Source organism: Sphingopyxis sp. H073 (assembly GCF_001468395.1).
In the GTDB taxonomy this organism is placed as follows: domain Bacteria; phylum Pseudomonadota; class Alphaproteobacteria; order Sphingomonadales; family Sphingomonadaceae; genus Sphingopyxis.
Genome location: NZ_LNSG01000004.1, coordinates 467,127 through 493,034 on the forward strand (window position 1 = coordinate 467,127; position 25,908 = coordinate 493,034).

Sequence of the window (25,908 nt, forward strand, 5' to 3'; positions counted from 1 at the left end):
GTAGCCTCCTCAGGCGCCCGGCGGAAAAGCCGGCGCGCGCGCCGCCATGCCCGGCAATTGCTTGTCGATCAGGCTGCCAAGCCACTGGCTGGTCGCGATCAGCGCATCGATACGCATGCCGGTCGCAATCCCCGCGCGCTCAAGCATGTAGACGACGTCCTCGCTGCACACGTTCCCCGCGGCCCCCAGCGCGAAGGGACAGCCGCCGAGGCCGCCGACCGACGCATCTACGATCGTCGCGCCCGCCGCGACCGCCGCCCAGACATTCGCCAGTCCGGTGCCGCGCGTATTGTGAAAATGAACCCTGACCGGAAGCGGCGCGACCGCGTCGCTCACGCGGCGAACGAGCTCGGTCACGCGCCACGGATCGGCGACGCCGATCGTGTCGGCGAGCGCTATTTCTGCCGGGCCCGATTGCGCCAGGGTCCGCGCGATTTCGACGACATGCGACGGGTCGACTTCGCCCTCATAGGGGCAGCCGAACGCAGCCGCGATCGTCACTTGCCCCGACGCGCCCCCGCGGTTCGCGAGCGCCACGATATCGCACGCCGCGGCGACCGAGCCCGCGCATGTCTGCCCCTGATTGGCCATGGCGAAGCTGTCCGTCGCGACCGCCACGGCGCCAAGCTGATCGATCCTGCCGGTGGCAAGCGCTCGCTCCGCGCCGCGAAGATTCAGCACGAGCCCGACATAGGTGACGTCGCCGCGCCGCGGCAGCCCGGCGCAGACATCTTCGGCATCGGCCATTTGAGGCACCCGGCGAGGATTGACGAAACTTGCCACCTCGATCCGCCGTGCCCCGGCGTCGATCAGGCGCTCGATCAGCGAAAGCTTGTCGTTCGTGGCAAGGATGACGGGCTCGTTCTGGAGCCCGTCGCGGGGGCCCACTTCGACGAATTCGATGGCGGATGGCAGAATCATCGCTTCCTCATTCGCATATATGTATACAAAATCAACCTCCCTCGACCTGACGCCCGCTCCCGCGCTTGTGCGCATCGGCATAGGCATGGAAGGCGCGCCGGATGTGGCTCTTCATGACCGCGGCCGCCCAATCGGGATCGCGTCGGCCGAATGCGGCAAGCAGTTCGTCATGCTCTCGACCGGAGCTTTGCAGATCTTCCCGATCATATTGGAGCGCGGTTCGCAGGACGACGGGCTGCTCGATGATCCGCGACAGCATGAGCGCGAGCCGTTGAGACGCCGACGCTTCCATGATGATCGCGTGAAATATGCGGTTCTGCTCCAGAAACGCCGGAATGTCCGGCGCGTCACCCGCGATCGCCCTGTAGATCGCCTGGTTGCATCGCCTGAGCTGCTCGACTTGCTCGGGGCTGACGCGGACAGCGGCGCGGGCTGCCGCGTGCGATTCGAGCATTGCGCGAAGCTCGAACGCCTCCTCCATGTCGTCCAGTGACCAGTCCGCCACGAAACTGCGCTGGGAGTCGTTCCGGCGCACGAAAGACTCGCTTTCGAGGCGCCTGAGCGCGTCGCGAATAGGCGTGCGCGAAACCCCGCAAATTTCGGCCAGTTGCTCCTCGCGCAGCTGCTCGCCGGGCGCCAGGTCACCCGACAACACCATGTTCCGGATCTGCGAATAGGCCCGATCGGATGCGCGCGACATTCTTGCCTCCTTTGAGCACTTGACGCTCGATGTTTGTATACAATATGACGTAGCGGGGGCAACGTCCAACGTGTCTTTGCAGGGGCGGCGCCGAATTTGACACCGAGGAGTCAACGATGCGCATCACGAAAGCCGTCTTGCTGTCTTCGATCGCTGCCATCGCAGCCCAATCTGGTCCGGCCGCCGCGCAGGAGAGCGCCGGGATAACAGATGAAGGCGATATCATTGTCACTGCGCGGCGACAAAATGAACGGCTCGTCGATGTCCCTGCGTCGGTGACGGTGTTGACGTCCGACACGCTCGAAACCACGGGTGTCGATAATGCGCAGGGCTTTGCCCAGTTGACGCCGGGCGTGACGATTGTGACCGGGACCGCGGAGGCGGGGGATACGCAAATCAACATCCGGGGGATCAATGGCGCGCGCGATGCCGAAAGCTCGGTGGCTCTCGTGGTCGACGGGATATTGAAAACCAACAGCGCTCAGCTCAACCAGAACCAGGGCACGCTGCGCCAGATCGAAATTCTGAAAGGGCCGCAAGGCGCCATCTATGGCCGCAACGCCGCCGCCGGGGCGATTGTGATAACGACCGCAAAACCTGGCGAGCAGTTCGAAGGCGCGGTCAAGGCGAGTTACGCCAACGAAAATACCTTCGAGGGCTCCGCTTATGTATCGGCGCCGATCGGCGGCAATGCCGGCGTTCTCGTGTCAGGCTATTATCGCACGACAGACGGCTTTTATCGCAACAGCTTTCTCGATCGCAAGGTGGTCGACGACCAGGAAATATGGTCGATCGACGGACGCTTTGTCGCGGACCTGGGCGAGGCGACCGAGATCGATGTCAAGACCCGCTATTCGAAGCTGTCGGGAGCCTCGATCAACTTCAACGCGGCCTTTCACCTGCCGGCATTGGGCGGCGCCTTCAACGAAGACGTCGACGATCACCCGTTCAATTATTATAGCAATATCCGCCCCACCAACGACCAGAAGTCGTTCGATGCCTCGATCAAGCTGGACCATGATTTTGGCTCGACGCGGTTGACGGCATGGGCGCTATACTCCGATGTCCGGCAGTCCTTGTCGGCAGACGGCACCTCGGCGGATTTTGCGCGCTATATTGCCCCGGCATTTGGCGCCCCCGCAAACCCGACCAATCTTGCTGTTCAAAATGCCTGTTTCGCGTCAACAGCTGCCAATACCGGATACCCCGTCAATCCGCCTGGCGCGATAGGGCAGATTCCTGTCCCCTTCATTTTCGACTTCTCGGGCTCGACCTTCGGCCCCTACAGCCCCACCACATGCGATGGCACGCAATTTCAGGTTCGCAACCAGAAGGACATCAGCGGAGAAATCCGTTTGGCCTCGAACGGGGACGGTGCCCTGAGCTGGCAGCTGGGGGGCTATGTTCTCCATATCGACCGCTCGGTCGGGGTAAGTTTGGGAGCCGATCTGGGCCTGGGACTGATACAGCAGCTCTACAATGCACCCGGCAGCAGCAATCCTACCTCGCAGCTTTATTCGGACAAGTTCAAGACCAACGTCTACGCCGTCTTCGGATCGGCAGACTATGACGTCACCGACCGCCTCAAGCTGAGCCTCGCGCTCCGCTACGATATCGAGGACCGAAACGTATCGAGCCGCGTGCCGAATGTGCTCGATCCGATTACCGGGGCGAAGATCAATCCGGGGCTTCCGGCGACCGGGAGCATCCCCGATCAATCGAAAACCTTTCGGCAGCTCCAGCCAAAGGTCAGTCTGAGCTACTCGCCGACGGCAAACTCCAACATATATGCCAATTGGGGCGTGGGATTTAAATCGGGCGGGTTCAACAACCAGGGTTCGTCAGCGACAGTCGACCAGTTCTTCAACAACGGCGTCGATTTCGGGACGATCGATGCCAATGTCGCAATCGACGACAATTATCGCAAGGAACGCTCGAGCTCGTTCGAAGCCGGCGTCAAGGGGGCGCTCTTCGACAATCGCGTCACCTTCGATCTTGCCGGATATTACACCCGGATCACGGACATGCAGTTCTTCGAGTTTTTCGTGGGGTCCTTTGGCCTCCTGCGCGTCGTCTCGAACATCGATCGGGTGGATATCAAAGGCGTCGAATTGAACGCCAGCGCCCGAATTGTCGACGGTTGGAAAGTGTTCGGATCGGTCAATCTGACCGACAGCGAGATCAAGCGGAACAGTTCGCGAACCTACACGGTAGGAAACAAATCTCCCTATACGGCGGACTATACGATCAACCTCGGCACCCAGATCGACGCGCCGCTGGCCCGCAACTTCGATCTCGTTCTGCGCGCCGACTATCGCATCACCGGGCCGACATGGTTCCATACCGTACAAAATCAGAGCAGCCCCACGGTCTTCAGCGCGCTGCTTCCGGCTTCGTTGTTCGCGCTGCCGCCGTCGGCCGGCAACGGCAGTTACATCAATGCTCGCCGTGACGCATTCGGCGTGCTCAACCTTCGCGCGGGACTTCAGAGCGACAGATGGTCGCTTATGCTGTTCGCCGACAATATGCTCGATCGCAAATATATCAACGAGGCCATCCCCGCGATCGAATTTGGCGGGTCTTTCATCTCGCCAGGCGCACGCAGGCTGATTGGCGTCGAAGCGGGCTTCAAATTCTAGCGCGGCCCTATGCCGCAAAAACCCCTCGCCGCCTTTGCCAGTGACGAAGGAATTGATTGGCGACTGTCGAAGGAGGCGGCCCGGACCTGATCGGGTGCGCCAACGCTGGGGCAAATCTGCGCGCGGCAAACCGTCTTCCGTCTGATAGCTCGACGATAGTCGCCCACGGGGCCGTGAAAAAGTCAACGAGCGAAGGAAACCTGTATCGGGAGCCTGTACCGCCACCGTCGACTATCGGCCCGTGGCCTACCGTCAGCGTCCCGGGCATAAATCCAAAATGGCTGACGTTCATCGGAATTTTGCTTGGATGACCTAAAGCGACCGGAGCACGACATTTCTAGTATCGTCATCCTGAACTTGTTTCAGGATCCATGGTCCGTCGCCTCCTTCAACGCAGCGGTCGATGAGAGGTCAGCTCATGGATGCTGAAACAAGTTCAGCATGACGAGCTTCGGTTAGCCGCTCACCACCCCAAATCCGCCATCGCCTGCAAATAGGCCTTTCCTACATTATCCCGCTGTGTCAGCCTTCTTCCGGCTCTTTCATCTGGTAGATGAAAGCGGTCGGGACGAGGCGTGCGAGATGCGTTCGGCATGCTCCCGGTCCAAAAAGAGCGCTCAATGGGCTGAACTTTCCTGAACTTTGGGATTCAGGCCGCGATGACCGGGGAAGCCATGACAGATCCCCACCCTATCTTGGCCGTCAAGGCCGCCGGCATATCCCGCTGCTCGTCAGATCGAACGACCATCGCATAATGGCGATATCCTTTGCGAAAAATTGAGCTTGCAGGGTGTCGCGGCGATGCTAGCCTCGCATAGCAACAGGAGAGCCAATGATGCGTCACGTCCTAGCTCTGCCGGCCGCATTTGCGGTGATCGCACTTGCCACCTCCGCCACGGCCCAAGGCGCCTCCGATGTCGAGGATCTTGTCGGGGCCCGGGCGGCCGGCGGCGAGACCCAGCTTCTCTCGCGCGGATATGAGCAGCGTCAGTCGAACGACGTGCGCGATCAGCGTTTCACCTTCTGGTGGAACAAGCGCACCGGACGCTGCATCTCCGTATCCACGATGGAGGGCCGCTACGCCGCGATCATCGGGGTGCCTGCCGGGAACTGCTCCGAAGGGTCACAGGGCGACAACCGGAACGATCACGGCGCACCGCCGCCCGCATCCGACTATCGCGACCCCAATTCGATGGTCCTTGTCTGTTATGGCGGCGGAAATCGCCCGACCGTGACCTCGCAGCCGACTTACACCTGGAACCATTCCAATCATAAATGGGAATGGAGCAATCAGGTGGCGAGCGGCACCGAGGCATTCAACAGCGATATCCAGATCGAACTCTACGGAACGCAGGGCCGTATCCACCTCGGGCCCAAGCTTGTGCCGCCGATCCATTCCGGCGGCGATCATGGGTGGTGGGATCTGGAAAACCTGGTCGTTGGACGCGATCAGATCACCGCGACTTATCGCCTCAATGGCATGAACAAGCCCAAGCTGACGATCGATCGCCGCACCGGCCTCATCACCATCAAGGCGGTCACCGACTTTTCCGGGCGCTGCGACATTGGCAACTGGGGCAACGGGCAGCGCCGCTTCTGATATGGAGCCAAGGTCGACCGCGCATCATTTCGGTCGACCTTAGGGGTCGAGACACGGCAAGAAGCGCAGACTTGACGTCACGCCTTTAGCCGCTGGTGGTCCGCTTTGATCGCCATAGCTGCGATAGAGGCATGAACCGCGTGGGCTTCGATCGGCTTGATCAGCAAATGGCCCTGGATCTGGTGGCACCCCTCCTGCCGCACGATTTCGGCTGCGCTTAATCCTCTACGCCCTCGGCCAGTGTCTCCATGCCCGGCGCGTCCGCCAGCGTCGTGATCGCGCGGATCACCTTGTCGGCCTTCCCGGGACATTGGGGCGGTGCGCCAGATGCACTCGCCGCCTCTTGAAACCGAAAAAGGCCTACCTAATTTTTTCCTGGACGCCGCATTTTGCGGGTCCGAAGGACATAGAGAGCGCCGGCTCTACGTCCCGGCGCATCTCATGCCCGAATTGCTTCACTCAGGAGGATTTGGAAATGAGAACCGACTTCGACTTTACCCCCTACCGCCGCTCGACGGTGGGTTTCGACCACCTCTTCGACCTGCTGGAGAAGGGGCAGCGCAGCGAGACGTCCGACGGCTATCCCGCCTTCGACATCGTCCGCGACGCCGACGACCGCTATCGCATCACGCTGGCGGTTCCCGGCTTCAAGGCCGACGAGATCGAGATCGTCGCGCAGCAGAACCAGCTCACTGTCACGGGCAAGCCGGCCGGGGAGGATGCGAAGCGCGCCTATCTCCACCGCGGCATCGCGCGCCGGGAATTCGAACGGCGCTTCCAGCTGGCCGACTATATCGAGGTGGGCAGCGCAAGCTTCGCCGACGGGCTGCTCACGATCGAGCTCAACCGCGTCGTTCCCGAAGCGATGAAGCCGCGCAAGATCGAGATCGGCAGCAGTTCCGGCGAGCGGCAGCGGATCGCAGCGCCCGAGGACAAGGCGCTCGAAAGCGCGTGAGCGCCTAAGAGGGGGCACTCCATCGTGCCCCCTTTTTTCAGGAAGATTGTCGGCGGCGGGGGTTAGGCAGGCAGCGACCTGGCCGGCCGCTCGCCCTATTCCAGCGACCGCAGAATATCGGCCGCGCGCCACTCGGCGGGTCCGATCAGCGCATGATGCGCGATCCGTACCGAATGGAGCGCAGCTTCGATCTGCCGCCGCCACATGGCCAGAAAATCGAACAGTATCGGAAAGTCCGGCGGAAGATCATAGTCCTGCCAGACAAAGAGCTGGAGCAGCGAGGGATGATCGGGCCGGTAATAGTGGATCTCGGCGGTCGTCAGCCCATAGCCGTCCAGCTGCGCGATCAGCGCCCGGTCGGTCATGGCGCGCGCGCTTCGCCGCCGTCGAGCGAGCGGAGCGCCGCCAGCACATCGTCGACCGGCACCGCGCGCCGCACGCCCGGCGGCTTGCGGAGCGCCGGCCGGTTGCGGACTGCCGAGCGGTCCGATGCCCAGGATGCGAGGAGGGCGCGCTTGACCTCGGGCTCCAGGCTCGGGTGACGCGCCACGTCGAAGGGATGAAGAAAACGGGAAAATGGCTCGGACATGATCGTGCCTCCTTCCTTGTCGCCATTCCTTTCTCGTCGTGCGGCAAAAGGCCGCGGATACAGATTTTGGGAAGCCAGCGAGTCGAGTCAAGAGGGCTGAGGCCGTTGAAAAGGGGGCCTTGTTTCTCCCAACCCGGGGGAACAAAAAATTCTGCCCGATCCTCTTGAAGCGAAGAGGTGCGCTTTCGGCGGCCGTCAGTAACCAGCTTCGACCGCCAACCGGATGGCATCCGCGGTGGTCTCGACGCCGAGCGCACGCAAAAGTGCCGACCGGTGCATCTTCACCGTGCGCTCCGACAATGAAAGTGCGAATGCGATCTGCTTGTTGAGCTGCCCGCTCGCCATATGCTTCAATACCTCGCGCTGCCGCGGCGAAAGCGCCTCGATCAATTGGCGCGCCCTTGCGGTGCGCTGGGCAGCCGCATCCTCGACGCCACCTACTTCCATTTGGGATCCAAGGAAATATTCGAGCTTTCCGGTGACCCCGAATATCGGCGCGACGAGGACGGCGTTGCGGAACGGCGAGCCGTCCTTGCGATAGTTCAGGATGTCGACAAGCGCGGGCCGGCGCGCGCGGATTGAGGCGCGCAACGTCTCGGTCAGTTCAGGCTCGGTGCCGGGGCCGGAAAGAAAACGGCAATTCCGCCCGATAATCTCCTCGCGTGCATATCCCGTCAGCGCCGCGAACGCCGCATTGCATTCGACGATCGGATTGTCGGGCAACCGCGGGTCGCTGATCACCGCAGCGATCGGGCTCGCCGCGATCATCGTCTTCAATGACATAGCTTCCTGCCTGCTCCTCGCCTCATGCCCCAAGGGACATGTTGCGACACTTGCCCCCTGTCATGCAAGCCTCGTCGGCGCCGGAATGCGGCGGAACGAGAAAAACCCAGATGATCCATGATGACCGGGGCCGCGGCGCGGCTCGCGATACTTCCGCTTCCTGCATTCCGTTGTCGATCGACGCTATGGTCCGGTGCCCTCCATGCATGTAGCGATCGTGGGCGCCGGAATCTCAGGCCTCGCCTGCGCCCACCGGCTGCGGGACGCAGGCATTGCCGTCTCCGTTTTCGACAAGGCTCGCGGCGTCGGGGGGCGTCTTGCAACGCGGCGCTCCAAGCTCCGGGGCCGGGCCGTCGGCTTCGACCACGGCGCAACACATTTCACGGCACGGTCGGACGGTTTCCGGCGCCTCGTAGGCCAGTGGGAGGCAGCGGGGCTTGCCGCGCGCTGGCCTGCCGCGGGCGCCGACAGCTGGGTCGGGACGCCGACGATGACTGCCCCGATAAAGGCGCTCGCCTCGGGCATCGATGTCAGCCTCTCGACCCCGGTTACCGCCCTGACCCGATCAGGCGACGGCTGGACACTGCACAGCGAAGCGGCCCGCCTCGGCGATTTCGACGCGGCGGTGGTCGCGATCCCTTCCGAGCAAGCGGCGCCGCTCCTGTCGCTTCACGACTTCGAGATGGCGCGCGCCGCCATGTCGGTGCGATCCTATCCATCGTGGAGCGCGATGTTCGCCTTTCGCGAGCGCATTGCCGATCTTCCCGATTTCCTGCGCGGCGCCGGCCCCATCGTGACCGCCGCTCGCGACAGCGCCAAGCCGGGACGCACGCCCGGTGAACGGTGGGTCGTGCAGGCCGACTGGACGTGGTCGGAGGCGAATCTGGGCCGCGACAGCGCGGATGTGTCGGAGGCACTACTTGCTGCTCTCGCGGATGCGGCCGGCCGCCCCCTGCCGCGCCCTTTCCATTCGGCCGCGCACCGCTGGCTGTTTGCCCAGCCCTCGGGCCGGGACCTCACGACGCTCTGGAACGATGCGATCGGGCTCGGCGCCTGCGGTGACTGGCTTTATCATGGCTTTGCCGAATATGCATGGTTGTCCGGCCATGTGCTGGGCGCGGCGATCGCTGCGGGAGCAAACCGATGATCGCTGCCGTCGTCATCGGCGCGGGCTTCGGCGGTCTCGCTCTGGCGATCAGACTGCAGTCGGCGGGCGTGGAAACGCTGCTGGTCGAGGCACGCGAGCTTGCAGGCGGCCGCGCCTATATGTTCGAGAAGGAAGGCTTCCGGTTCGACGCCGGCCCGACCGTCATCACAGACCCCTCCTGCCTCGCCGAGCTCTGGGCGCTAAGCGGCGACACGATCGATCGCGATGTCGACCTGCTTCCCGTTGCACCCTTCTATCGGCTCAGCTGGCCCGACGGATCGCATTTCGACTACAGCAATGATCGCGGCGCACTGAACCGGCAGATCGCCGCCCTCGAACCGCGCGATCTGGAAGGCTATGAACGATTTCTCGGCTACGCGGCCGCAGTCCATGAGGAAGGATATGTGAAGCTTGGGGCGGTGCCGTTCCTCGATTTCCGCTCGATGCTGAAAGCGGCGCCGGCGCTGGCGCGGCGCCGGGCCTGGCGCTCGGTCTACGCAACCGTCGCCGGCTTCGTGAAAAATGAGAAGCTCCGCGAGGCCTTGTCGTTCCACACCCTGCTGGTCGGCGGCAATCCGATGACGACGAGCAGCATCTATGCGCTGATCCACAAGCTCGAGCAGGATGGCGGCGTCTGGTATGCCCGCGGCGGCACGAACCGCCTGGTTGCCGGCATGTCGGCGCTGTTCGAGCGCCTCGGCGGAACGATCCGTCTGGGCGATCCGGTGGTGCGGATCGAAACGCGGGGCGACCGCGCGACGGCTGTCGTGACGAAGAGCGGCTTCCGCGCGGAGGCCAGCGTCGTCGCATCGAACGCGGACCTATTGCACAGCTACCGCGATCTGCTCGATCATCCCCGCGGGCCGCGAGAAGGCGCGCGGCTGGCTCGCAAAAGCTGGTCCCCGAGCCTTTTCGTTCTCCATCTGGGCGTGCGGGGGCGCTTCCCCGACATTCCGCATCACATGATCCTGTTCGGACCTCGATACCGCGGACTTCTCGACGACATCTACCGTCACGGCAGGCTTGCGGACGACTTTTCGCTCTATCTCCATCATCCCAGCGCGTCCGATCCCACCGTCGCGCCCGATGGGCACAGCAGCTTCTACATTCTCGCGCCGGTTCCGCATCTCGGCCATGCTCCGCTCGACTGGGACGTCGAAGGGCCGAGGCTGGCGGCGCGCATGATCGCCGAGATCGAGCGGCGGCTGATTCCGGATTTCGGCGACCGTATCGTGACGAGCCTCGCCTATGCCCCGCCCGATTTCGAACGCGATCTTGCCGCCCATCACGGCAGCGCCTTCAGCCTTACTCCGTCGTTGACGCAGAGTGCATGGTTTCGCGGCCACAACCGCGACGACCGTATCTCCAACCTCTACTTCACCGGTGCCGGCACCCATCCCGGCGCCGGCATTCCCGGCGTCGTGGCGAGCGCGAAAGCAACGGCCGGTCTCATCCTCGACGATATCGGCGCACGGCGGGCCGCGCACGGCCGCGGCCCTGTCGCTCGGAAACAACAGGGGCCGGGAAGATGACCGCGACCGGCCTATTGAGGAGCGAGGCCGGCGCGCCGGCCACGGGCATTGGCGGTTCCACCGGCGGCAGGGCCCTTGCGACCTTTACCTTGCCGCGGTGGGGGGCGATGGATTGTCATCGCCGGGCGGTGCGGCGCTGCGCCGCACCGCCCGAAACCCTGGCCCATGATGGGCGCGCGGACCGGGGAACGGGATGACCCGAACATCGATCTTGTGGTTCCGGCAGGACCTCCGGCTCACCGACCATCCGGCGCTGACGGCGGCGATAGCCGAGGGCGCTGTCGTGCCGGTCTATATATTGGACGATGAGGCGCCCGGGGATTGGTCGATCGGCGGAGCGCAAAGGTGGTGGCTTCACCACAGCCTCACGGCCCTCGACGCCAGCCTCCGCAAGCGGGGCAGCAGGCTGGTTCTGCGGCGCGGCGCAGCGGCGGCCGAGCTGGAGAAGATCATGATCGAAACCGGCGCGCGCCATGTCTTGGCCACGCGCTGTTACGAGCCATGGTGGAAACGGATCGACGCGGCACTGTCTGCCCGCGCAGACCTCGTGCTGCACGACGGCAATTATCTCGCCCCACCGTCGGCCATCACGAACATGAGCGGCGAGCGTTACCGCGTCTTCACTCCATGGTATCGTCGGCTGCTCGAGCGAATGCCGCCCGCGCTGCCGCTGCCGGCTCCGGACCGCATCGCGGGCCCCGAGCTATGGCCGGAGTCGGAAGGGCTTTCAACTTGGTGCCTCACACCGACCGCGCCCGATTGGGCCTCGGGCTTCGGCGCGTGGGTGCCCGGCGAGAAGGGGGCTCTTCGCGCACTTCGCGACTGGCTCCCGGCCGCTGGCGATTACAAAATCGATCGCGACTATCCCGCTCGGCCCGCGACATCGCGGCTCTCCCCCCATCTCCACTTCGGCGAAATCAGTCCGCGAACGCTTTGGCATGCGCTCGGGGACCGCGACGATCCCGGCGCCGAAGCTTTTCGTTCCGAAATCGGCTGGCGCGAACATGGTCTCAATCTCGTCGATCAAATGCCCGATTATGGCGAACGGAACGGCCGCGCTCCCTTCGACCGCTTCCCATGGCGAACGGGCGCGGCGGCGGATCGGGACTTTCGGGCATGGTGCCGGGGCCGGACCGGATATCCTGTCGTCGACGCTGGGATGCGCGAACTCTGGAGCACCGGATGGATGCACAACCGCGTCCGAATGATAACCGCGTCCTTCCTGGTCAAGCATCTCCTCATCGACTGGCGGCGCGGCGAGCGTTGGTTCTGGGACACATTGCTCGACGCCGATTTCGGCTCAAATGCGATGAACTGGCAATATGTCGCTGGCACGGGCGTCGATGCGCCCGTCTTTTCGCGGATCATGTCGCCGCTCCTGCAGTGCGAGAAGTTTGCGATGGGAGATTATGTCCGCGCGTTCGTGCCCGAACTCTCTCGGCTCGGTGACAGCGAGATTGCCGCAATGCATGGCGGCGGGACCGGCATTGCCGGCTATCCGGCGCCGCTCGTCGGCCACCAGGAGGCTCGGAGCCGTGCACTGGCCGCGTGGGAGTCGCTGCGCGCCTGACGAAGATCACGCCGAAGCGCTTGGCGGCGCGGATTGCCCGAAAGTCCAGCTGTCGGTGCCGCTCGAATGCGCTCAAAGGCCCTTCGGATGAGCATCGGGAAAGTTATCGCCCGGACATGCGGCGGCCGGCAGGTCGATGCGCATCGTCTTCGGATGGCCTCAGCGCGAGCGAAGCGGGATTGAAAAACCAGCTCGTCCTTATCCTCGGCGACCAGCTTACCCCGGCCATCTCGTCGCTGCGCGGGCTCGATCGGGCCAGGACGCGTGTCCTGATGGTCGAGGTCGCAGCCGAGGCCGGCTATGTCGCGCATCATCGCAAAAAGCTCGCCTTCGTCTTCTCCGCCATGCGTCACTTCGCTGCCGAGCTGCGCACGGACGGGTGGGACGTAGAGTATGTGCGGCTCGACGATGCTGGAAATAGCGGCTCGCTTGCATCCGAGATCGAGCGGTTCAGACGGCGTCATGGCAAATTGCCGCTTCGGGTGACCGAAGCCGGCGAGTATCGCGTCGCCGAAATCCTGCGGTCGGTCGCCGACGCGACAATCGTCCCTGACGATCGCTTTTTCATCAGTTCCGCCGAATTCGCCGCGTGGGCCGAAGGGCGCTCGCAGCTTCGCATGGAACATTTCTACCGGATGATGCGGCGGCGCACTGGCATTCTCATGGACGGCGACAAGCCGCTGGGCGGCAAGTGGAATTTCGATAGCGACAACCGCAACGCCGCAACGCGCGATCTCATGATGACCCAGCCGCTGCAATTTACGCCGGACCGCGTGACGCGCGAGGTCCTTGCCATGGTGACGGAAAACTTCCCCGACAATTTCGGTAATCTCGAGCCCTTCTGGTTCGCGGTCGCCCGCCGCGACGCCGGGGCCGCGTTCGAGGATTTCGTGAGCACGCGTCTCTCGCGCTTCGGCGATTATCAGGATGCGATGCTGGCGGGCGAGAAGTATCTCTACCACGCGGCGATCGCCCAATATCTGAACGCCGGTCTGCTCGACGCGCGCCATCTGTGCTGGGTTGTCGACAGCGCGTATCGCGCCGGAAAAGTGCCGATAAATGCCGCCGAGGGCTTCATTCGGCAGATTCTTGGCTGGCGCGAATATGTTCGCGGCATCTACTGGTGGCGGATGCCGGGCTATGCCGACGAAAATGCGCTCGGCGCGTCGAGGCCGCTCCCCGCGCTCTATTGGACCGGCGACACCGATATGGCCTGCCTTGCGTCCTGCGTCGCGCAAACCCGCGAGGAGGCCTACGCCCACCATATCCAGCGGCTAATGGTGACCGGCAATTTTGCGCTGCTGGTCGGCGTGGCCCCCGCCGAAGTGCATCGCTGGTACCTCGCCGTTTACGCTGACGCCTATGAGTGGGTCGAATTGCCGAACACCATCGGGATGAGCCAGTTTGCCGACGGCGGCCTGCTCGCCTCCAAGCCCTATGCCGCAAGCGGCGCCTATATCAACAGGATGTCGGATTACTGCCACGGCTGCCGATATGACGTGAAGAGCCGGACCGGCACCAACGCCTGTCCGTTCAACTTCCTCTACTGGGACTTCATCGCCCGCCACGCGACGATGCTCCGCGCCAACCCGCGCATGCGGATGGCCGCAGACAGCTGGATGCGGTTCAGCGACGCCGAGCGGAAAAATGTGCGCGCCAGCGCTCGCAATTTCCTGCAGGCATTGCGGTAAGTCGGAACCGCGGACGGATCGCACCGTCGGCCGCGTTCGCCGACGGCATCGCGGGCTGCCCGAAGAGGCATATTGTTGCCCGGGCTTTCGCGCGAGAGACGTCGGCGGCGGGGCTATTCTGCCCCGATCCTGAGGAAGCGCCGACGGCACGCGAGCCCATGCCAGCCAAATTCCCAAGCGATGCGCCGGGCGGCGAGCGCTCCGGCACGGTTCCCCCCGATGTCATCGAAGCCATTCGGACCATGCTGCGCTGGATCGGGGAGGACCCCGACAGGGAGGGCTTGCGCGAGACGCCGGGCACGGTCGCTCAATCCTTGCGCTCGGCCCTATCGGGACACAGGGAAGGCGTGATGTTCGATGTCAGGCCAAGAGCAAGCGAAGAGTCCGGGGCGCCGGAAATGATAGTCTTGCGAAATACTCCCTTCGACACAGTCCGGGAAACCGATCTTGCTCTGGTGACCGGTGTGGCGACGGTCGCCTATCTGCCCGATGCGATGACCGCAGAAGCCTCCGCGATCCGGCATGCGCTGGCCATTCTTGCCCGGCGCCTTCAGACGCAGGAGCAGCTCACCGCGGACTTCGCGGAAGCGATCTGGGACCGGCTGTCGCCAGCGGGTGTCGCGGTGATCATCGAAACCAGACATGTCGATCTGGTCACCGGCATGCCTGCGACCGACCTCGCGGTGACCACACGCATCATGCTCGGCCGCTTCAGGGATGATCCGGAGATGCGCCGCGCCGTTGCCGCGCTGATAGGCCCCGGCCCACCCGCATCCGGAACGCGCGCCGCCAATGCGAGCCGCTCCCGCCAGAGAATTGCGGTTCCCGGGGACGATGGCGAGGCCGGAACACGCTAGATGAAAGCGAAGGCGAGCCCCGAAACACCGAGGCCGATCGAAAGGCGCCATCGCAACCTGTTCCAATTGGTCGCACCGGCATGCCCGCCGACGATGGCCCGATCGACCAGCGGCGACAGGATGAGGGCAAGCGACAGCACCGCGAGCGAGGGCTTCGGCCACGACCAGCCGACAAGCCAGGGCAAGAAACTCGCCCAAACGGCAAGCGAGGGCAGCACCGCTGCTACGGGGGTCCAGCGCGGCGCCGACGGCCGGGACGATGCCAAACCCCACCAGAGGCCGCCGAGAAAGGAGAGGATCGAGGCGAGATAGAAATAAAGAAGAGCGAGCGCGGTCCAGTAATAGTCCAGGCCGCACGCCAGCGGCAACAGCAGGCATGCGGCGGGGGGAAGCAGGCCGGCGTAACCAAGCGTTTCCTGCATCCGGGAGACGGAGAGAATAGGTTCGGCCATCGTCGGATTATTCCGCCCACCCTATGCTGGCGCAATCTGCCCTTTGATGCATCCCCCGCCCGAAAGGACATGTCGCCGCCACAGCCACGGGAACGTAGACAGGCGGTGTCCCCTTCCCCCCAGGGACGGTTTGCAAAGGAACGACATATGTCCATTTCCCGCATTGCGCTTTCGATCGCGGCCGCGAGCATGACCATCGCCGCCGGTACCGCCGCCGCCAAGAACCCCGCAGTCGGCGGCGCGGCCATGTACGAAACGAAGAATATCGTGGAGAATGCCTCCGCCTCGAAGGACCACACGACGCTCGTCGCCGCCGTGAAGGCGGCCGGCCTTGTCGACACGCTCGCGTCGCCGGGACCCTTCACGGTATTCGCGCCGACCAACGCCGCTTTTGGCAAATTGCCGGCAGGCACGGTCGATACCCTGCTGAAGCCCGAGAACAAGGCAACCCTGACCGGCGTGCTCACCTATCATGTCGTTCCCGGCCGTCTTACCGCCGCGGACCTTGCGGCGCAGGTTCAGGCCAATGGCGGAAAGGCCGTCCTCACCACCGTCCAAGGTGGAAAGCTCACCATCTGGCAGCAGGACGGCGCCTGGTATGTCGGCGATGCCAAGGGCGGCAAGGCAAAGATCGGCCCTGCTGATGTACTCCAGTCGAACGGCGTGATCCACGTGATCGACGGCGTCCTTCTGCCGGGCTGATACAAGAGGCGCGATCGCGCTCGTCGATCGCGCCGTCTCCCGGGCCGGCTCGCGCCTGTTTGCGTAAACCGGCCACAGGCGCCTGAATGCCTTGATGCGGCCGCGCGCAGGCTGAATGCCGGGCCGGATTAGACTATCCCGCCTTCGGCGCCGCCGCCACGGCCTTGCGCCTCCGCGGCGCGGTTCGCGCCCGCCACAAGCTGGCCGAGCTAGTCCCATTTTCAGGAGCAGCCGCTCGCCAATTTGGTGCGAGCCGGGATTCGCCAATGCGACCTTGACCGCGACCGCGTGAGTCCCCCCACGGGATTTACCCCCACATTATCTCGTCGGAATTGGGGGGAAGCACTGTGCGGGGGAAAGCCTATCCTCCCCCACTCCTCCACACACTATGGTCCGGCTGCAAGCGGATTTGCTCGGACGCGAGGGGCGAAGAGGGCATATCGCCCCAGGTTTTCTAGGGTCAGGACTCATTGATCAGAGCCAGCCCGCGCCCGATCGGATAGCGGCCGTCAGTCGCGACCGGATAGCCGCCGAAGCTCGCATTTATGTCCTTCAGAGCATCCGTGCCGAAAATTGCCGGCGGCCCGTAAGGATGAGCCGCCGGTCAAAGTTATGAGCGCGTGCCACGCGCTCGGGGAGGATCAGGGAAGCGTCCGGCGACCGCGCCCAAACACGAGAGCAACGACGAACAGCACTGCGGCGATGATCAACAGGATCTTGGCGAACTCCGCCGAAAGGCCGGCGATGCCGCCGAAACCCAGAAGCGCCGCGACGAGCGCGATTACGGCAAAAATGATAGCCCAGCGAAACATGATCTTCTCCTTCTTTCAGGGCGCGATTCCGGATGACCCGATGCGCGCGCCGGGGCAGCGGACTACGCTGCTCCCTTACTTGTTCTGATGGACGGATAACGTTGAATCCCGACGTTTGGTTCCGCCGCCGCGCCGCCGTTCGTCTGTTTCGGGATCATCCTGCCGATAATCGATCTCCGCCCACGAACGTGATGCCATCGATCGACATATCTGACCCACGCTGGGAACCAACGGTTCGCCTGCCGCATACCCCCCATATGTTTGCCATTGACTCGCTGCTCGTCAAAATCGCCCTCATCGGCATCATCGGCCTCGGTGCGCAGTGGATTGCATGGCGGACGGGTCGCCCTGCGATCGCGCTGATGCTAATCGCGGGGATCATCGCCGGCCCCGTTCTTGGGCTCATCGATCCCGAGCGCGATTTTGGCGCGCTGCGCGAACCGATCATCAAGCTCGCGGTAGCGGTGATCCTGTTCGAGGGCGGTCTCAGCCTCAGGTTCCGCGAGCTGAGACAAGCGGGTACGGCCGTCCTGATGCTCGTCTTCATCGGCGTGCCGCTCGGCTGGGCGCTGGGGACCGCCGCGGCCTATTACGGCGCCGGCCTGCCGCTCGAGCTCGCCGCGCTGTTTGGCGGCGTCATGGTCGTCACCGGCCCCACGGTGATCTCGCCGCTGCTACGCTCGCTCAACATTCCGCCGCGCGTCAAGCATATGCTCAAATGGGAAGCGATCGTGAACGACCCGATCGGGGCGCTGATCGCGGTCGGCGTCTACGCCTATATCACGCACGGCGGCGGCGCGAGCGCGACCACGGTCGTCGCCGATGTCGTTGCCGCAAGTGCGCTGGCGATCCTGATCGGCATCGCCGCCGGCTTCGCGCTCACCACCGCCTATCTGCGCGGCTGGATTCCCGAATATTTGAAAGCGCCGATCCTCCTGACCTCGGTTATCGCAGTGTTCGTGCTTTCCGACCTCGTGATGCACGAGACTGGGCTCATCACCGTCACCGTGATGGGAGTGGTGATGGCAAACCGCGAAACCTATTCGAGCCACATGCTTCGCCGGTTCAAGGAGGATCTGACCATCCTTCTCGTGTCGGGCGTCTTCATCCTCCTGTCGGCGACGCTCGACTGGCAGGTGGTGCAAAACTTCGAGCTGCGTTTCCTCCTGTTCCTGTTCCTTCTCCTGTTCGTGGTGCGCCCGCTCACGATCATGACCGCGCTGCTCTTCACGCGCATTCCGATCCAGGAAAGGCTGTTTGTCGCATGGATCGCGCCGCGGGGCATCGTCGCGGTGGCCGTGACCGGTTTGTTCGCGCTGCGCCTCACCGACTATGGCGTGCCCGGCGCCGAGGCGCTCGTGCCTCTGGGGTTCGGCGTCGTGATCGTCACCATCTTCGCACACGGCTTCACCGCCGCCGCCGTCGCCCGCTTGCTCGACCTCGACCGCGGTAAGGGCAACGGCGTTCTTCTCGTCGGCGCCAACAGCTGGACGATCGCCTTCGCCGAGTTCGTGAAGAGCCAGGACCGCGAAGTGCTGATCGCCGACGAGGACAAGCTCGCGCTCCGGCGCGCGAGGCGCGTCGAGATTCCCGTCCATCATGGCAATATCCTCGACGAGGCACATGAGGACGAGATCGAGCTCGGCCAATATCGCCAGCTGATCGCCGCCACCGGCAGCGACAGCTACAATGCGCTTGTGTGCAGCGAGCTGGCGCCCGAGATCGGGGCCGATCGCGTCAGCCGCACCGGCGGCCAGTCGCGCCTCAAGGGCTTGCGCCGAGGCCGCATCTTCACGCTCGCCGGCACCTCGATCGAGGAGCTACTCGACCGCCTTCAGGCAGGCTGGACCTTCGGGCGGACGCGGATCACCGAGAAGTTCACCTATGAGGATTTCGTGGTGCGCATGAAGGCGAATGGCGGCGACAGCCTCGCCGTCGCCAAGGCGTCGGGCGATCTCGTCATCTTCTCGAGCGACCGACGGCCCGCCGTTGAAGTCGACGATGTCATCTGGACCTTCGTCCCACCCGAAGGTCCCGCGAAGCCGGTGTCGTCGCCGATTACCGGCTCGGCGGAGATCGCAGCATGAAAGCCCATTGGAGCGCCCTTGCCGAACGAACCAAGGCTCTAACCAACGCTCTGCCGCGCAAGGTGAAGATCGCGCTTGCTGCCATAAGTGGTCTGCTCCTGGCCGCAGTCCTGCTCCTCGGCGCATTCCCGGTCGGGCTGCTCCGCGGCGCAGCCGAACGCAGTCTGTCGAACCAGTTCAGTGCGGCGGTGGAACTCGGCGCGCTTGAACGCGACGGTCTGCTTTCCTTCACGCCCCTCGTCACCGTGCGCGATCTTCGCATCGGCCAGCCGAAGTGGGCGGGTCCGGGCGACATGGTGAAGGTCGAGCGCGCCAGCGCCCGCGTGTCCATCTTCTCCCTCCTGACGGGTGATGCCACACCGCGCACGCTCGACATCGACGGGCTCGATCTGGCGCTCGTCCGCGATGCAAAGGGCAACAGCAATTGGGGCGGCCCCGCCGACCGGGGGGGCGAAGCGAGCGAGCCGCTCCGCATTGCCGAAATCCGTATCCGGGACAGCCGCTTCACGCTGAAGGACAAAAAGCGCCGCCTTGATATCGCGGGCACCATAGAGGCCGACGATCGCAAGGGCGTGAGGATCGCGGCAAGCGGCAGCTTCAACGGCGCCGCCGCGACGCTACGGGCCGACGGCGGCGGTCCATCGATCAATGCCACCGGCTGGCCCTTCACCGCCCGCCTGTCTTCCCCCATCCTCGATGTCCAGGCTACCGGAAGCATGGCCGCGCCGCTCGACGTTTCGGCGATGACAATGAAGATGTCCGCACGCGGAACCAGCCTCAAGGAGCTCGACCATATCATCGAGGCCGGGCTGTTCGGGACGCAGGCGATCGCGCTCGATGGCGATGTCCGCCGCAAGGGCGAAGACTGGTTCATCGACCGGCTGCAGGGCCGCATCGGTCGCTCAACGATCCGCGCCAAAGCGACGGTGGTCAAGCGCAGCGGCCGCACCAGGATCGACGGGACGATCGATGCGCCGGAACTCGACTTCGACGATCTCGCCGACAATGCGGGCCTCGCGGCGGCGCGCGCAAGAGAAGCACGCATCGGCCCGCGCATTATCCCCGACACGCGCATCAATCTTTCGAAGATGGGACCGACGGACGGAACCATCCGCGTCTCGATCGCCCGCCTGCTGATCAAGGGCGGCTCGGTGTTCCGGAGCCTTACTGGGACGCTCAGCCTCGACCGCCGCGTGCTTCGCCTCGACAATGCCGTCGCCGGACTCGAACGCGGAAAAATGACCGGTTGGGTCAAGGTCGATTCTCGACATCCCGTGCCGATCCTCACGACCGAACTTCGCATTGAGGGTGCATCATTCGACGCTTTCATCGGTCAGCCCGAGATGATCCGCGGTCCCGTTCGCGGGCTCGTCCGCATCACCGGTCGCGGCGACACCGTCCGCGAGGCTTTCGCAGGCGGCAGCGGCACGATCGCCTTTGTCGCGAACGCGGGGGCCATGAATAGCACCGCCGCCTATGTCATCGGACAGGATCTTGGCGGCGCGATCGGCCAGAAGCTCGGCGACGACGACGAGATGACGCCGATACGCTGCGCGATCCTCGCCTTCAGCGCGAAGGGCGGCAAGCTGACCCCCGCCCCGCTCATCATCGACACCGCAATATCGCGCGCGACGGGCCGCGGCCTGATCAATCTCGACGGCGAGACGGTCGCGCTGTCGATGACCGGCGCGGCGAGCCAGAAGCCCGGCCTCAAGCTGGTCGATCCGCTGAAGGTCGAGGGTACCCTGTCGAAACCCGAGATCAGCTTCGCACCCGCGGGCAAACGCGGCAAGTCGGGCGGATTGCTCGGCGCGGTCGGGCGCTCGATCGGGAACGCGCTGGGCCTGCGCAAGGACCCCGACGCCGATGCGCCGCGCCCCAAGCCGGGTTCGGTCAATTGCAGAGCGCTTTCAGCGGCAGCGCTCCGATAAGCATTTGGCTGGCGAAGGCCTCAATCGGGTATCGAAGACGCCGCAAAGCTCGCGGCGTCGAGCTCGGTCGCATTCCATTTGCCGTTGGGAGAATCTCAAAATCTTGCTACCGATACGGCATTGGACGAGAACCAGTGAATGAGCATCCGTCTGACTGAGAGACTGCGCGCTCCCGCTTGCTTCGACGGGATCGCGCCATGCACAAAGACTATTCACACGATCTGATGGCTCCCGGGGCAATGCCGGTTGCGGCGCTCGACGCACTCCCCATTCTAACGATTGTCCCGCCATCGATGGCCGAGCGCATAGAAGCCTTCGACTGGTCGGCGACGCCTCTCGGACCTCGCCATGCCTGGCCGAACGAACTGACGATCATCGTACGCCAAATCCTCGATTCAAGCTTTCCCAAGGCGGTCGTCTGGGGATACGATTTAACGACAATCTATAATGATGCCTTTGTTCCTATTCTTGGCCAGAAGCCCGATGCGCTTGGTCGTGCATGGCCCGATATCTGGTCTGAAGCGTGGGACCATATCCGGGGGTATACCGAGCGCGCGTTTGCGGGCGAGAACACATATATCGAGAATCTGCCGCTGACGATCGAGCGCTCGGGAGCGCCGGAAGAGGCCTGGTTCACCTTCTGCTACAGCCCGCTGCGCCGCGCCGATGGCAGCGTTGCCGGCATGCTCGACACGGTGGTCGAGACGACGGCGATGGTCCGTGCACAGAATGATCTTGCTCTGGTCAATCAGGAGCTCGGCCATCGCCTCAAGAATACGCTCGCGATGGTGCAGGCAATCGCATCGCAGACATTGCGCGACCATAGCGAAGGGCCAGCGTTGGCTGCCTTCAACGAACGCCTTGCCGCACTCGGCCATGCGCATGACGTGCTGCTCCGCCGCAACTGGACCGGTGCTTCGCTCGCCGAGGTCATCCGCGCCTCCGTCGAACCGCATGATGCGGGCAGCCGCGTCGCGATCGATGGCCCCGACATGCGCATCGGGTCGCGAACAGCCGTGGCGCTCTCGCTGATGCTCCACGAACTTGCCACCAATGCGATTAAATATGGCGCGCTTTCGGTTCCGGAGGGCTCAGTGAGGCTCGGCTGGCGCATTGACGCCGACACGCTGCACTTTCATTGGCACGAACCAGGCGGACCGCCATCGACGCCGACGGAGCGTAAGGGATTTGGCACGCGCCTCATCGATCGGGGGCTCGGCGGACGCAGCAAGGTCGACCGCCATTTTCTGCCGACGGGCCTTACGATCGACATCACAGCGCCGGCCAACGAGCTTGTTAGCTGAGACAGCGAATGGCCGACAGCGGACTGACAGCTTTTGGTAGGAAAAGGCACAAAGCTGTCGTCGCCGGGGCACCTACCCCTCACAATGCCGCGCCTCACGGATGAGGCGGAGTCATTCGGAAAAATTGAACGATCCCTACATCTCCTATAGCTCTAGCGGCGCATCGTGCAGTGCGGTAGCGACAATCCATGGATCTCTATTCCCTCATCAAGACGCTGCACATTGTAAGTGCGTCGATCGTGTTCGGAACGGGGATCGGCATCGCCAATTTCATGTTCTTCGGAAGTCGCAGCCGCGTACCGGTGGAGCGCGCCTTTGCCGCGCGCATGACGGTAAAGGCGGATCTCCTGTTCACCCTGCCTTCGGTGATCGTCCAGCCACTGAGCGGCGCATGGCTGGTGTGGCGCGGCGGCTTTCTGTGGGACGATTATTGGCTGGTCGTTACCTACGGTCTCTATCTGCTGGCGGCGCTGTGCTGGGTTCCGGTCGTTTTCATCCAGATCCGTATGAAGATGATGCTGGAAGCGCACGCACGTGGCGAGAGACTGGATGAAGCCGCATATGATCGTCTGTTTCGCAAATGGTTCGTGCTGGGCTGGCCAGCTTTCGGCGGGCTGCTCGTCATCTTCTGGCTGATGGTCACCAAGCCGACATGGTAGCGCGCATTCTGATCATCGGCGGTTACGGCAATTTCGGTAGCTATATCGCGCGGAGCCTTGCCGATGACGAGAGCATCCGTCTACTGATCGGTGGACGATCGGCGGACAAGGCAAATGCGTTTTCGGCGTCGCTCGAGGCCACCCATGCCGCCGAAGGTCATGCGATTGACATCGATAATGACCTCACCGAAGCACTCGCCCGTATCGGGCCAGACATCGTCATCCACACCACCGGACCTTTCCAGACACAGGACCATCGCGTCGCAAGGGCATGCATCGCGCAGGGCAGTCATTATCTCGACCTCGCCGATGCGCGGGAGTTCGTGGCGACGATCGACCGGCTCGATGCCGAGGCAAAGGCGAAGGATGTGCTGGTCGTCAGCGGTGCCAGTTCTGTTCCCTGTCTGACCGCTGCGGTGATCGACGCCTATCTCCCGTCCTTCGCGCGGTTGGATGCGGTCGATTATGGCATCAGCGCGGCGCAGCACACCAATCGAGGTCTGGCGACAACCTCGGCTGTGCTCAGCTATGTCGGCAAGCCGATGCAGATGCTGCGCGATGGCACGATGAAAACCGTCCATGGCTGGGAAGATACGCATGCCGTCCGCTACCCTGGTCTTGGCGCTCGTCTTTTCGGCAATTGCGACATTCCCGACCTGACCCTGTTTCCCGAACGCTATCCATCACTCCAATCGATGCGTTTTTCCGCCGGACATGAGTTGAAGATCCTCCATATCGCTACGCGCATGTTGGGCGTGCTGGTAAGGTTGGGGATAATCGGATCGCTCAGCGACCATGCCGGGTCGCTGCTCAAGCTCGCTTTCGCATTCGACCGCTTCGGGTCAGGGCGCAGCGGCTTCCACATGTTCCTAAGCGGCCTGTGTCACGACGGCAGCCCGCTGGAGCGACGCTTCTGGATCATCGCGAGGTCGGGTCACGGCCCCTATATCCCGTGCATGCCGGCGATCCTGCTGGCTCGGTGGCTGGCAAGAAATAAGGTCCGGCGACGCGGCGCGAGGCCCTGCCTCGACCTGATCGATCTGGACAGCTATCTCGGAGCGCTCGCCGGTCTCGATATCGAGATCATTCGGGACGACATCGATGCCTGAAGTCTCAAAACAGCCGTTCAGCTATCGCAATGATCCGACCGTGCCCGATTTCGATGACGGCAGGGCGCTCTTCGTGTTCGACGGCATCTGCGTAATGTGCTCGGGCGGCGCGAGCTGGATCATGCAAAACGACAGTAGGTCGCTCGTCAACTTCACGCCCGCACAGGAGGCGCTGGGTCGGGCGCTCTATGCCCATTATGATATCGAGATGGATGAAAGCTTTCTCCTGATCGCAAAGGGCCGCGCCTACACCGCCTCTCGGGGCTATCTGGAGCTTTGCCGGATATTGGGGGGCTGGTGGCATGTCCTTCGCATTTCCGCCGCCATCCCTGAGCGCTTGCGTGATTGGCTATACGCCCTGATCGCCCGCAATCGCTATGGCTGGTTCGGCAAGGCCGAATATTGCGCTCTGCTGACCAAAGAGCAGCGCGAGCGTTTGCTCTAGCATAGCGAGCCAAATCACGCGCCTATATCCCCGGGAAAAATGCAGCCGAGATCAAATCTGGCCGTTAGCGGCCAGTCAGCTTCTCGCACGATCTTCGGTAAAGCGGACAGCCAGAGACTTGGGAGGTCTCGAAACGGTCAAAACGGGATGGGCCTTCCATCCCAGCCAAAGAACCCGCCGCTATCCGTCGGCGCTAGCTGGTCAGTGACGGCCAGAATGCTTGCCGCACTGTGATCCGCACTAAGGAGCGATGATCCAGCTATTCGCGCCTGAAATGGTTGCGAGAGCGGCGTGTCCACCGTTCCCGGGTGCAGTGCCGCGACGATCGCATCCGGACTGTTGCGGGCGAGTTCTATTGCGAAGCAGCGAACCAAGGCATTGAGTGCCGCCTTGGAGGCCCGGTAGCTATGCCATCCGCCAAGCCTGTTGTCCGCAATCGAACCAACGCGCGCAGAAAGAAATATGGCGACCGCCCGTTGCCTCCGGGCCAGCAGAGGAAGAATATGCTTTGCGACGAGCGCGGGCCCTATGCTGTTGACCGCAAAGACCTCGGCCATCACCGAGGCGTCGAGTTGCCGAAGGCTCTTTTCAGGGCGGATGTCCGTTCCGCGGTGCAGGAGCCCCGTCGCCACGATCACAAGGTCGAGGACGCCATCCCGGGCGATTTGACGACCGGCCTCGGCAAGCGTGGCGTCGTCCAATATATCGATCGTCAGCCTTGTCACATTGGGATGATGGCACGGATGGGGGCGTCTGCTCCCTGCATAGATGCGGTTAAATCGACCCGATGCGACCAGCCGATCGATAAGCGCGGCGCCGATACCACCGCCGCTCCCGATCACCAATGCGCGCTTGCCGCCCAAATGCCTTTCCTTCCGGCCACTGGACCCACCCGGGTGACGGAACCCTTAAGGGGCGGCGGCAGAATATCCCACGTGTCTCAAAGGGAAGGTAGAGCGGTTGCCTAGAAGCCAGCCTCGACCGCGAGCCGGATCGCGCTGCCTTCAAGATGTCTGAATACCGACTCATCGCAGCTCCTAGAACAACGTTCCAGATACATCGAAGGTTGTTCTAGATCCTCATGCCAGCGAACTCAGCATGTTCTCCTGCGGAAGACCGGCGAACACTGACGCTGGTCCTGCCGCTTGCCGTCGCGTTGCGGGCGTAAAAGCCAATAAGCCCCACCCCGCTTGTCCACCTTCAGGAACAGTCCGTCGCCGTCCTGATATATGCCAGGATGGCCCATAGCCGTCTTGATCGCCAAAGCCGTCAGCTTCTTCATAGGTTAACCCTCATATTTACCCCACACTCGGGAGGCTAACTTTGAAGGCCCGAGAAATTTACCCCACATCCCCTCACACTTCTTGCTGAGCTGCGGTGGAAGGAAATGGGATATTGGGAGCCGACCAATACGATTATACGC

General features: G+C 63.4%; 24 protein-coding genes. 15 read left to right on the plus strand and 9 right to left on the minus strand.

Going from position 1 to position 25,908, the window contains the following annotated elements; all coding sequences use genetic code 11:
* Positions 1-9: 9 nt before the first annotated feature.
* The gene (locus ATE64_RS10350) at positions 10-921 is read right to left on the minus strand and encodes a hydroxymethylglutaryl-CoA lyase (RefSeq protein ID WP_058455485.1); all 912 of its coding nucleotides are present in this window, start codon (positions 919-921) and stop codon (positions 10-12) included.
* A gap of 31 nt (positions 922-952) precedes the next feature.
* A complete protein-coding gene (locus ATE64_RS10355) occupies positions 953-1,621 on the minus strand; it encodes a GntR family transcriptional regulator (RefSeq protein WP_058455486.1) in 669 nt (222 codons plus the stop codon).
* A gap of 116 nt (positions 1,622-1,737) precedes the next feature.
* On the opposite strand from ATE64_RS10355, the gene ATE64_RS10360 reads away from it, so the two are divergent.
* The 3 genes from ATE64_RS10360 to ATE64_RS10370 all read left to right on the plus strand — a co-directional run bounded on the left by ATE64_RS10360 (position 1,738) and on the right by ATE64_RS10370 (position 6,815).
* Positions 1,738-4,260: a TonB-dependent receptor gene (locus tag ATE64_RS10360; protein ID WP_058455487.1), complete on the plus strand. Its 2,523-nt coding sequence runs from the start codon at positions 1,738-1,740 to the stop codon at positions 4,258-4,260.
* A gap of 832 nt (positions 4,261-5,092) precedes the next feature.
* Positions 5,093-5,860, plus strand: a complete 768-nt coding sequence (locus ATE64_RS10365; protein ID WP_058455488.1) for a hypothetical protein — start codon at positions 5,093-5,095, stop codon at positions 5,858-5,860.
* 475 nt (positions 5,861-6,335) lie between these two features.
* Positions 6,336-6,815 carry an Hsp20 family protein gene (locus ATE64_RS10370; protein ID WP_058455489.1) on the plus strand — a complete coding sequence of 160 codons (480 nt, stop codon included), beginning with the start codon at positions 6,336-6,338 and terminating at the stop codon, positions 6,813-6,815.
* A 95-nt stretch (positions 6,816-6,910) separates the two neighbouring features.
* On the opposite strand, the gene ATE64_RS10375 is transcribed toward ATE64_RS10370, so the two are convergent.
* The 3 genes from ATE64_RS10375 to ATE64_RS10385 all read right to left on the minus strand — a co-directional run bounded on the left by ATE64_RS10375 (position 6,911) and on the right by ATE64_RS10385 (position 8,187).
* Complete coding sequence (locus ATE64_RS10375; protein WP_058455490.1) at positions 6,911-7,180, minus strand: usg protein; 270 nt, start codon at positions 7,178-7,180, stop codon at positions 6,911-6,913.
* The gene (locus tag ATE64_RS10380) at positions 7,177-7,404 is read right to left on the minus strand and encodes a hypothetical protein (protein WP_058455491.1); all 228 of its coding nucleotides are present in this window, start codon (positions 7,402-7,404) and stop codon (positions 7,177-7,179) included. Before ATE64_RS10380 ends, ATE64_RS10375 begins: the two co-directional genes overlap by 4 nt.
* A 195-nt stretch (positions 7,405-7,599) precedes the next feature.
* Positions 7,600-8,187: a LuxR C-terminal-related transcriptional regulator gene (locus ATE64_RS10385; protein ID WP_058455492.1), complete on the minus strand. Its 588-nt coding sequence runs from the start codon at positions 8,185-8,187 to the stop codon at positions 7,600-7,602.
* 202 nt (positions 8,188-8,389) lie between these two features.
* Between ATE64_RS10385 and ATE64_RS10390 the strand changes: the two genes are divergently transcribed.
* The 5 genes from ATE64_RS10390 to ATE64_RS10410 all read left to right on the plus strand — a co-directional run bounded on the left by ATE64_RS10390 (position 8,390) and on the right by ATE64_RS10410 (position 14,984).
* Complete coding sequence (locus ATE64_RS10390) at positions 8,390-9,334, plus strand: FAD-dependent oxidoreductase (protein ID WP_058455493.1); 945 nt, start codon at positions 8,390-8,392, stop codon at positions 9,332-9,334.
* Entirely contained in the window at positions 9,331-10,866 is a 1,536-nt protein-coding gene (locus tag ATE64_RS10395) for a phytoene desaturase (RefSeq protein WP_058455494.1), read from the plus strand. Before ATE64_RS10390 ends, ATE64_RS10395 begins: the two co-directional genes overlap by 4 nt.
* Before the next feature lie 193 nt (positions 10,867-11,059).
* Positions 11,060-12,436, plus strand: coding sequence for a deoxyribodipyrimidine photo-lyase (locus ATE64_RS10400; RefSeq protein ID WP_058455495.1), 1,377 nt, complete (start codon positions 11,060-11,062; stop codon positions 12,434-12,436).
* 116 nt (positions 12,437-12,552) lie between these two features.
* Positions 12,553-14,127: a cryptochrome/photolyase family protein gene (locus ATE64_RS10405; RefSeq protein ID WP_082657740.1), complete on the plus strand. Its 1,575-nt coding sequence runs from the start codon at positions 12,553-12,555 to the stop codon at positions 14,125-14,127.
* Between the two features lie 158 nt (positions 14,128-14,285).
* Complete coding sequence (locus ATE64_RS10410) at positions 14,286-14,984, plus strand: GTP cyclohydrolase I (RefSeq protein WP_058455497.1); 699 nt, start codon at positions 14,286-14,288, stop codon at positions 14,982-14,984.
* Here ATE64_RS10410 and ATE64_RS10415 read toward each other — a convergent pair.
* The gene (locus tag ATE64_RS10415) at positions 14,981-15,436 is read right to left on the minus strand and encodes a DUF3429 domain-containing protein (protein ID WP_231729068.1); all 456 of its coding nucleotides are present in this window, start codon (positions 15,434-15,436) and stop codon (positions 14,981-14,983) included. The genes ATE64_RS10410 and ATE64_RS10415 overlap by 4 nt on opposite strands.
* Positions 15,437-15,583: 147 nt before the next feature.
* Between ATE64_RS10415 and ATE64_RS10420 the strand changes: the two genes are divergently transcribed.
* A complete protein-coding gene (locus tag ATE64_RS10420) occupies positions 15,584-16,138 on the plus strand; it encodes a fasciclin domain-containing protein (protein WP_197410152.1) in 555 nt (184 codons plus the stop codon).
* Between the two features lie 641 nt (positions 16,139-16,779).
* Here the strand turns inward: ATE64_RS10420 and ATE64_RS21155 are convergent.
* Positions 16,780-16,950, minus strand: a complete 171-nt coding sequence (locus ATE64_RS21155) for a DUF1328 domain-containing protein (protein ID WP_082657742.1) — start codon at positions 16,948-16,950, stop codon at positions 16,780-16,782.
* A 257-nt stretch (positions 16,951-17,207) separates the two neighbouring features.
* Here ATE64_RS21155 and ATE64_RS10425 point away from each other — a divergent pair, with 257 nt between their 5' ends.
* The 6 genes from ATE64_RS10425 to ATE64_RS10450 all read left to right on the plus strand — a co-directional run bounded on the left by ATE64_RS10425 (position 17,208) and on the right by ATE64_RS10450 (position 24,485).
* A complete protein-coding gene (locus tag ATE64_RS10425; RefSeq protein ID WP_058455498.1) occupies positions 17,208-19,037 on the plus strand; it encodes a sodium:proton antiporter in 1,830 nt (609 codons plus the stop codon).
* Positions 19,034-20,968 (plus strand): AsmA family protein, encoded by a 1,935-nt coding sequence (locus ATE64_RS10430; RefSeq protein WP_058455499.1) that lies wholly within the window; start codon positions 19,034-19,036, stop codon positions 20,966-20,968. Before ATE64_RS10425 ends, ATE64_RS10430 begins: the two co-directional genes overlap by 4 nt.
* A gap of 197 nt (positions 20,969-21,165) precedes the next feature.
* The gene (locus ATE64_RS10435) at positions 21,166-22,272 is read left to right on the plus strand and encodes a PAS domain-containing sensor histidine kinase (protein ID WP_082657743.1); all 1,107 of its coding nucleotides are present in this window, start codon (positions 21,166-21,168) and stop codon (positions 22,270-22,272) included.
* A 188-nt stretch (positions 22,273-22,460) separates the two neighbouring features.
* Positions 22,461-22,931 (plus strand): DUF2269 domain-containing protein, encoded by a 471-nt coding sequence (locus tag ATE64_RS10440; RefSeq protein ID WP_058455500.1) that lies wholly within the window; start codon positions 22,461-22,463, stop codon positions 22,929-22,931.
* The gene (locus tag ATE64_RS10445; RefSeq protein ID WP_058455501.1) at positions 22,925-24,040 is read left to right on the plus strand and encodes a saccharopine dehydrogenase NADP-binding domain-containing protein; all 1,116 of its coding nucleotides are present in this window, start codon (positions 22,925-22,927) and stop codon (positions 24,038-24,040) included. The genes ATE64_RS10440 and ATE64_RS10445 overlap by 7 nt, the downstream gene beginning before the upstream one ends.
* Positions 24,033-24,485 carry a DCC1-like thiol-disulfide oxidoreductase family protein gene (locus ATE64_RS10450; protein WP_058455502.1) on the plus strand — a complete coding sequence of 151 codons (453 nt, stop codon included), beginning with the start codon at positions 24,033-24,035 and terminating at the stop codon, positions 24,483-24,485. Before ATE64_RS10445 ends, ATE64_RS10450 begins: the two co-directional genes overlap by 8 nt.
* A 137-nt stretch (positions 24,486-24,622) precedes the next feature.
* Here ATE64_RS10450 and ATE64_RS10455 read toward each other — a convergent pair whose 3' ends face one another.
* Positions 24,623-25,348 (minus strand): SDR family NAD(P)-dependent oxidoreductase, encoded by a 726-nt coding sequence (locus tag ATE64_RS10455; RefSeq protein WP_058455503.1) that lies wholly within the window; start codon positions 25,346-25,348, stop codon positions 24,623-24,625.
* A 230-nt stretch (positions 25,349-25,578) separates the two neighbouring features.
* On the minus strand, positions 25,579-25,767 hold the full coding sequence (locus ATE64_RS10460; RefSeq protein ID WP_058455504.1) for an Arm DNA-binding domain-containing protein: 189 nt from the start codon (positions 25,765-25,767) through the stop codon (positions 25,579-25,581).
* Positions 25,768-25,908 lie beyond the last annotated feature (141 nt).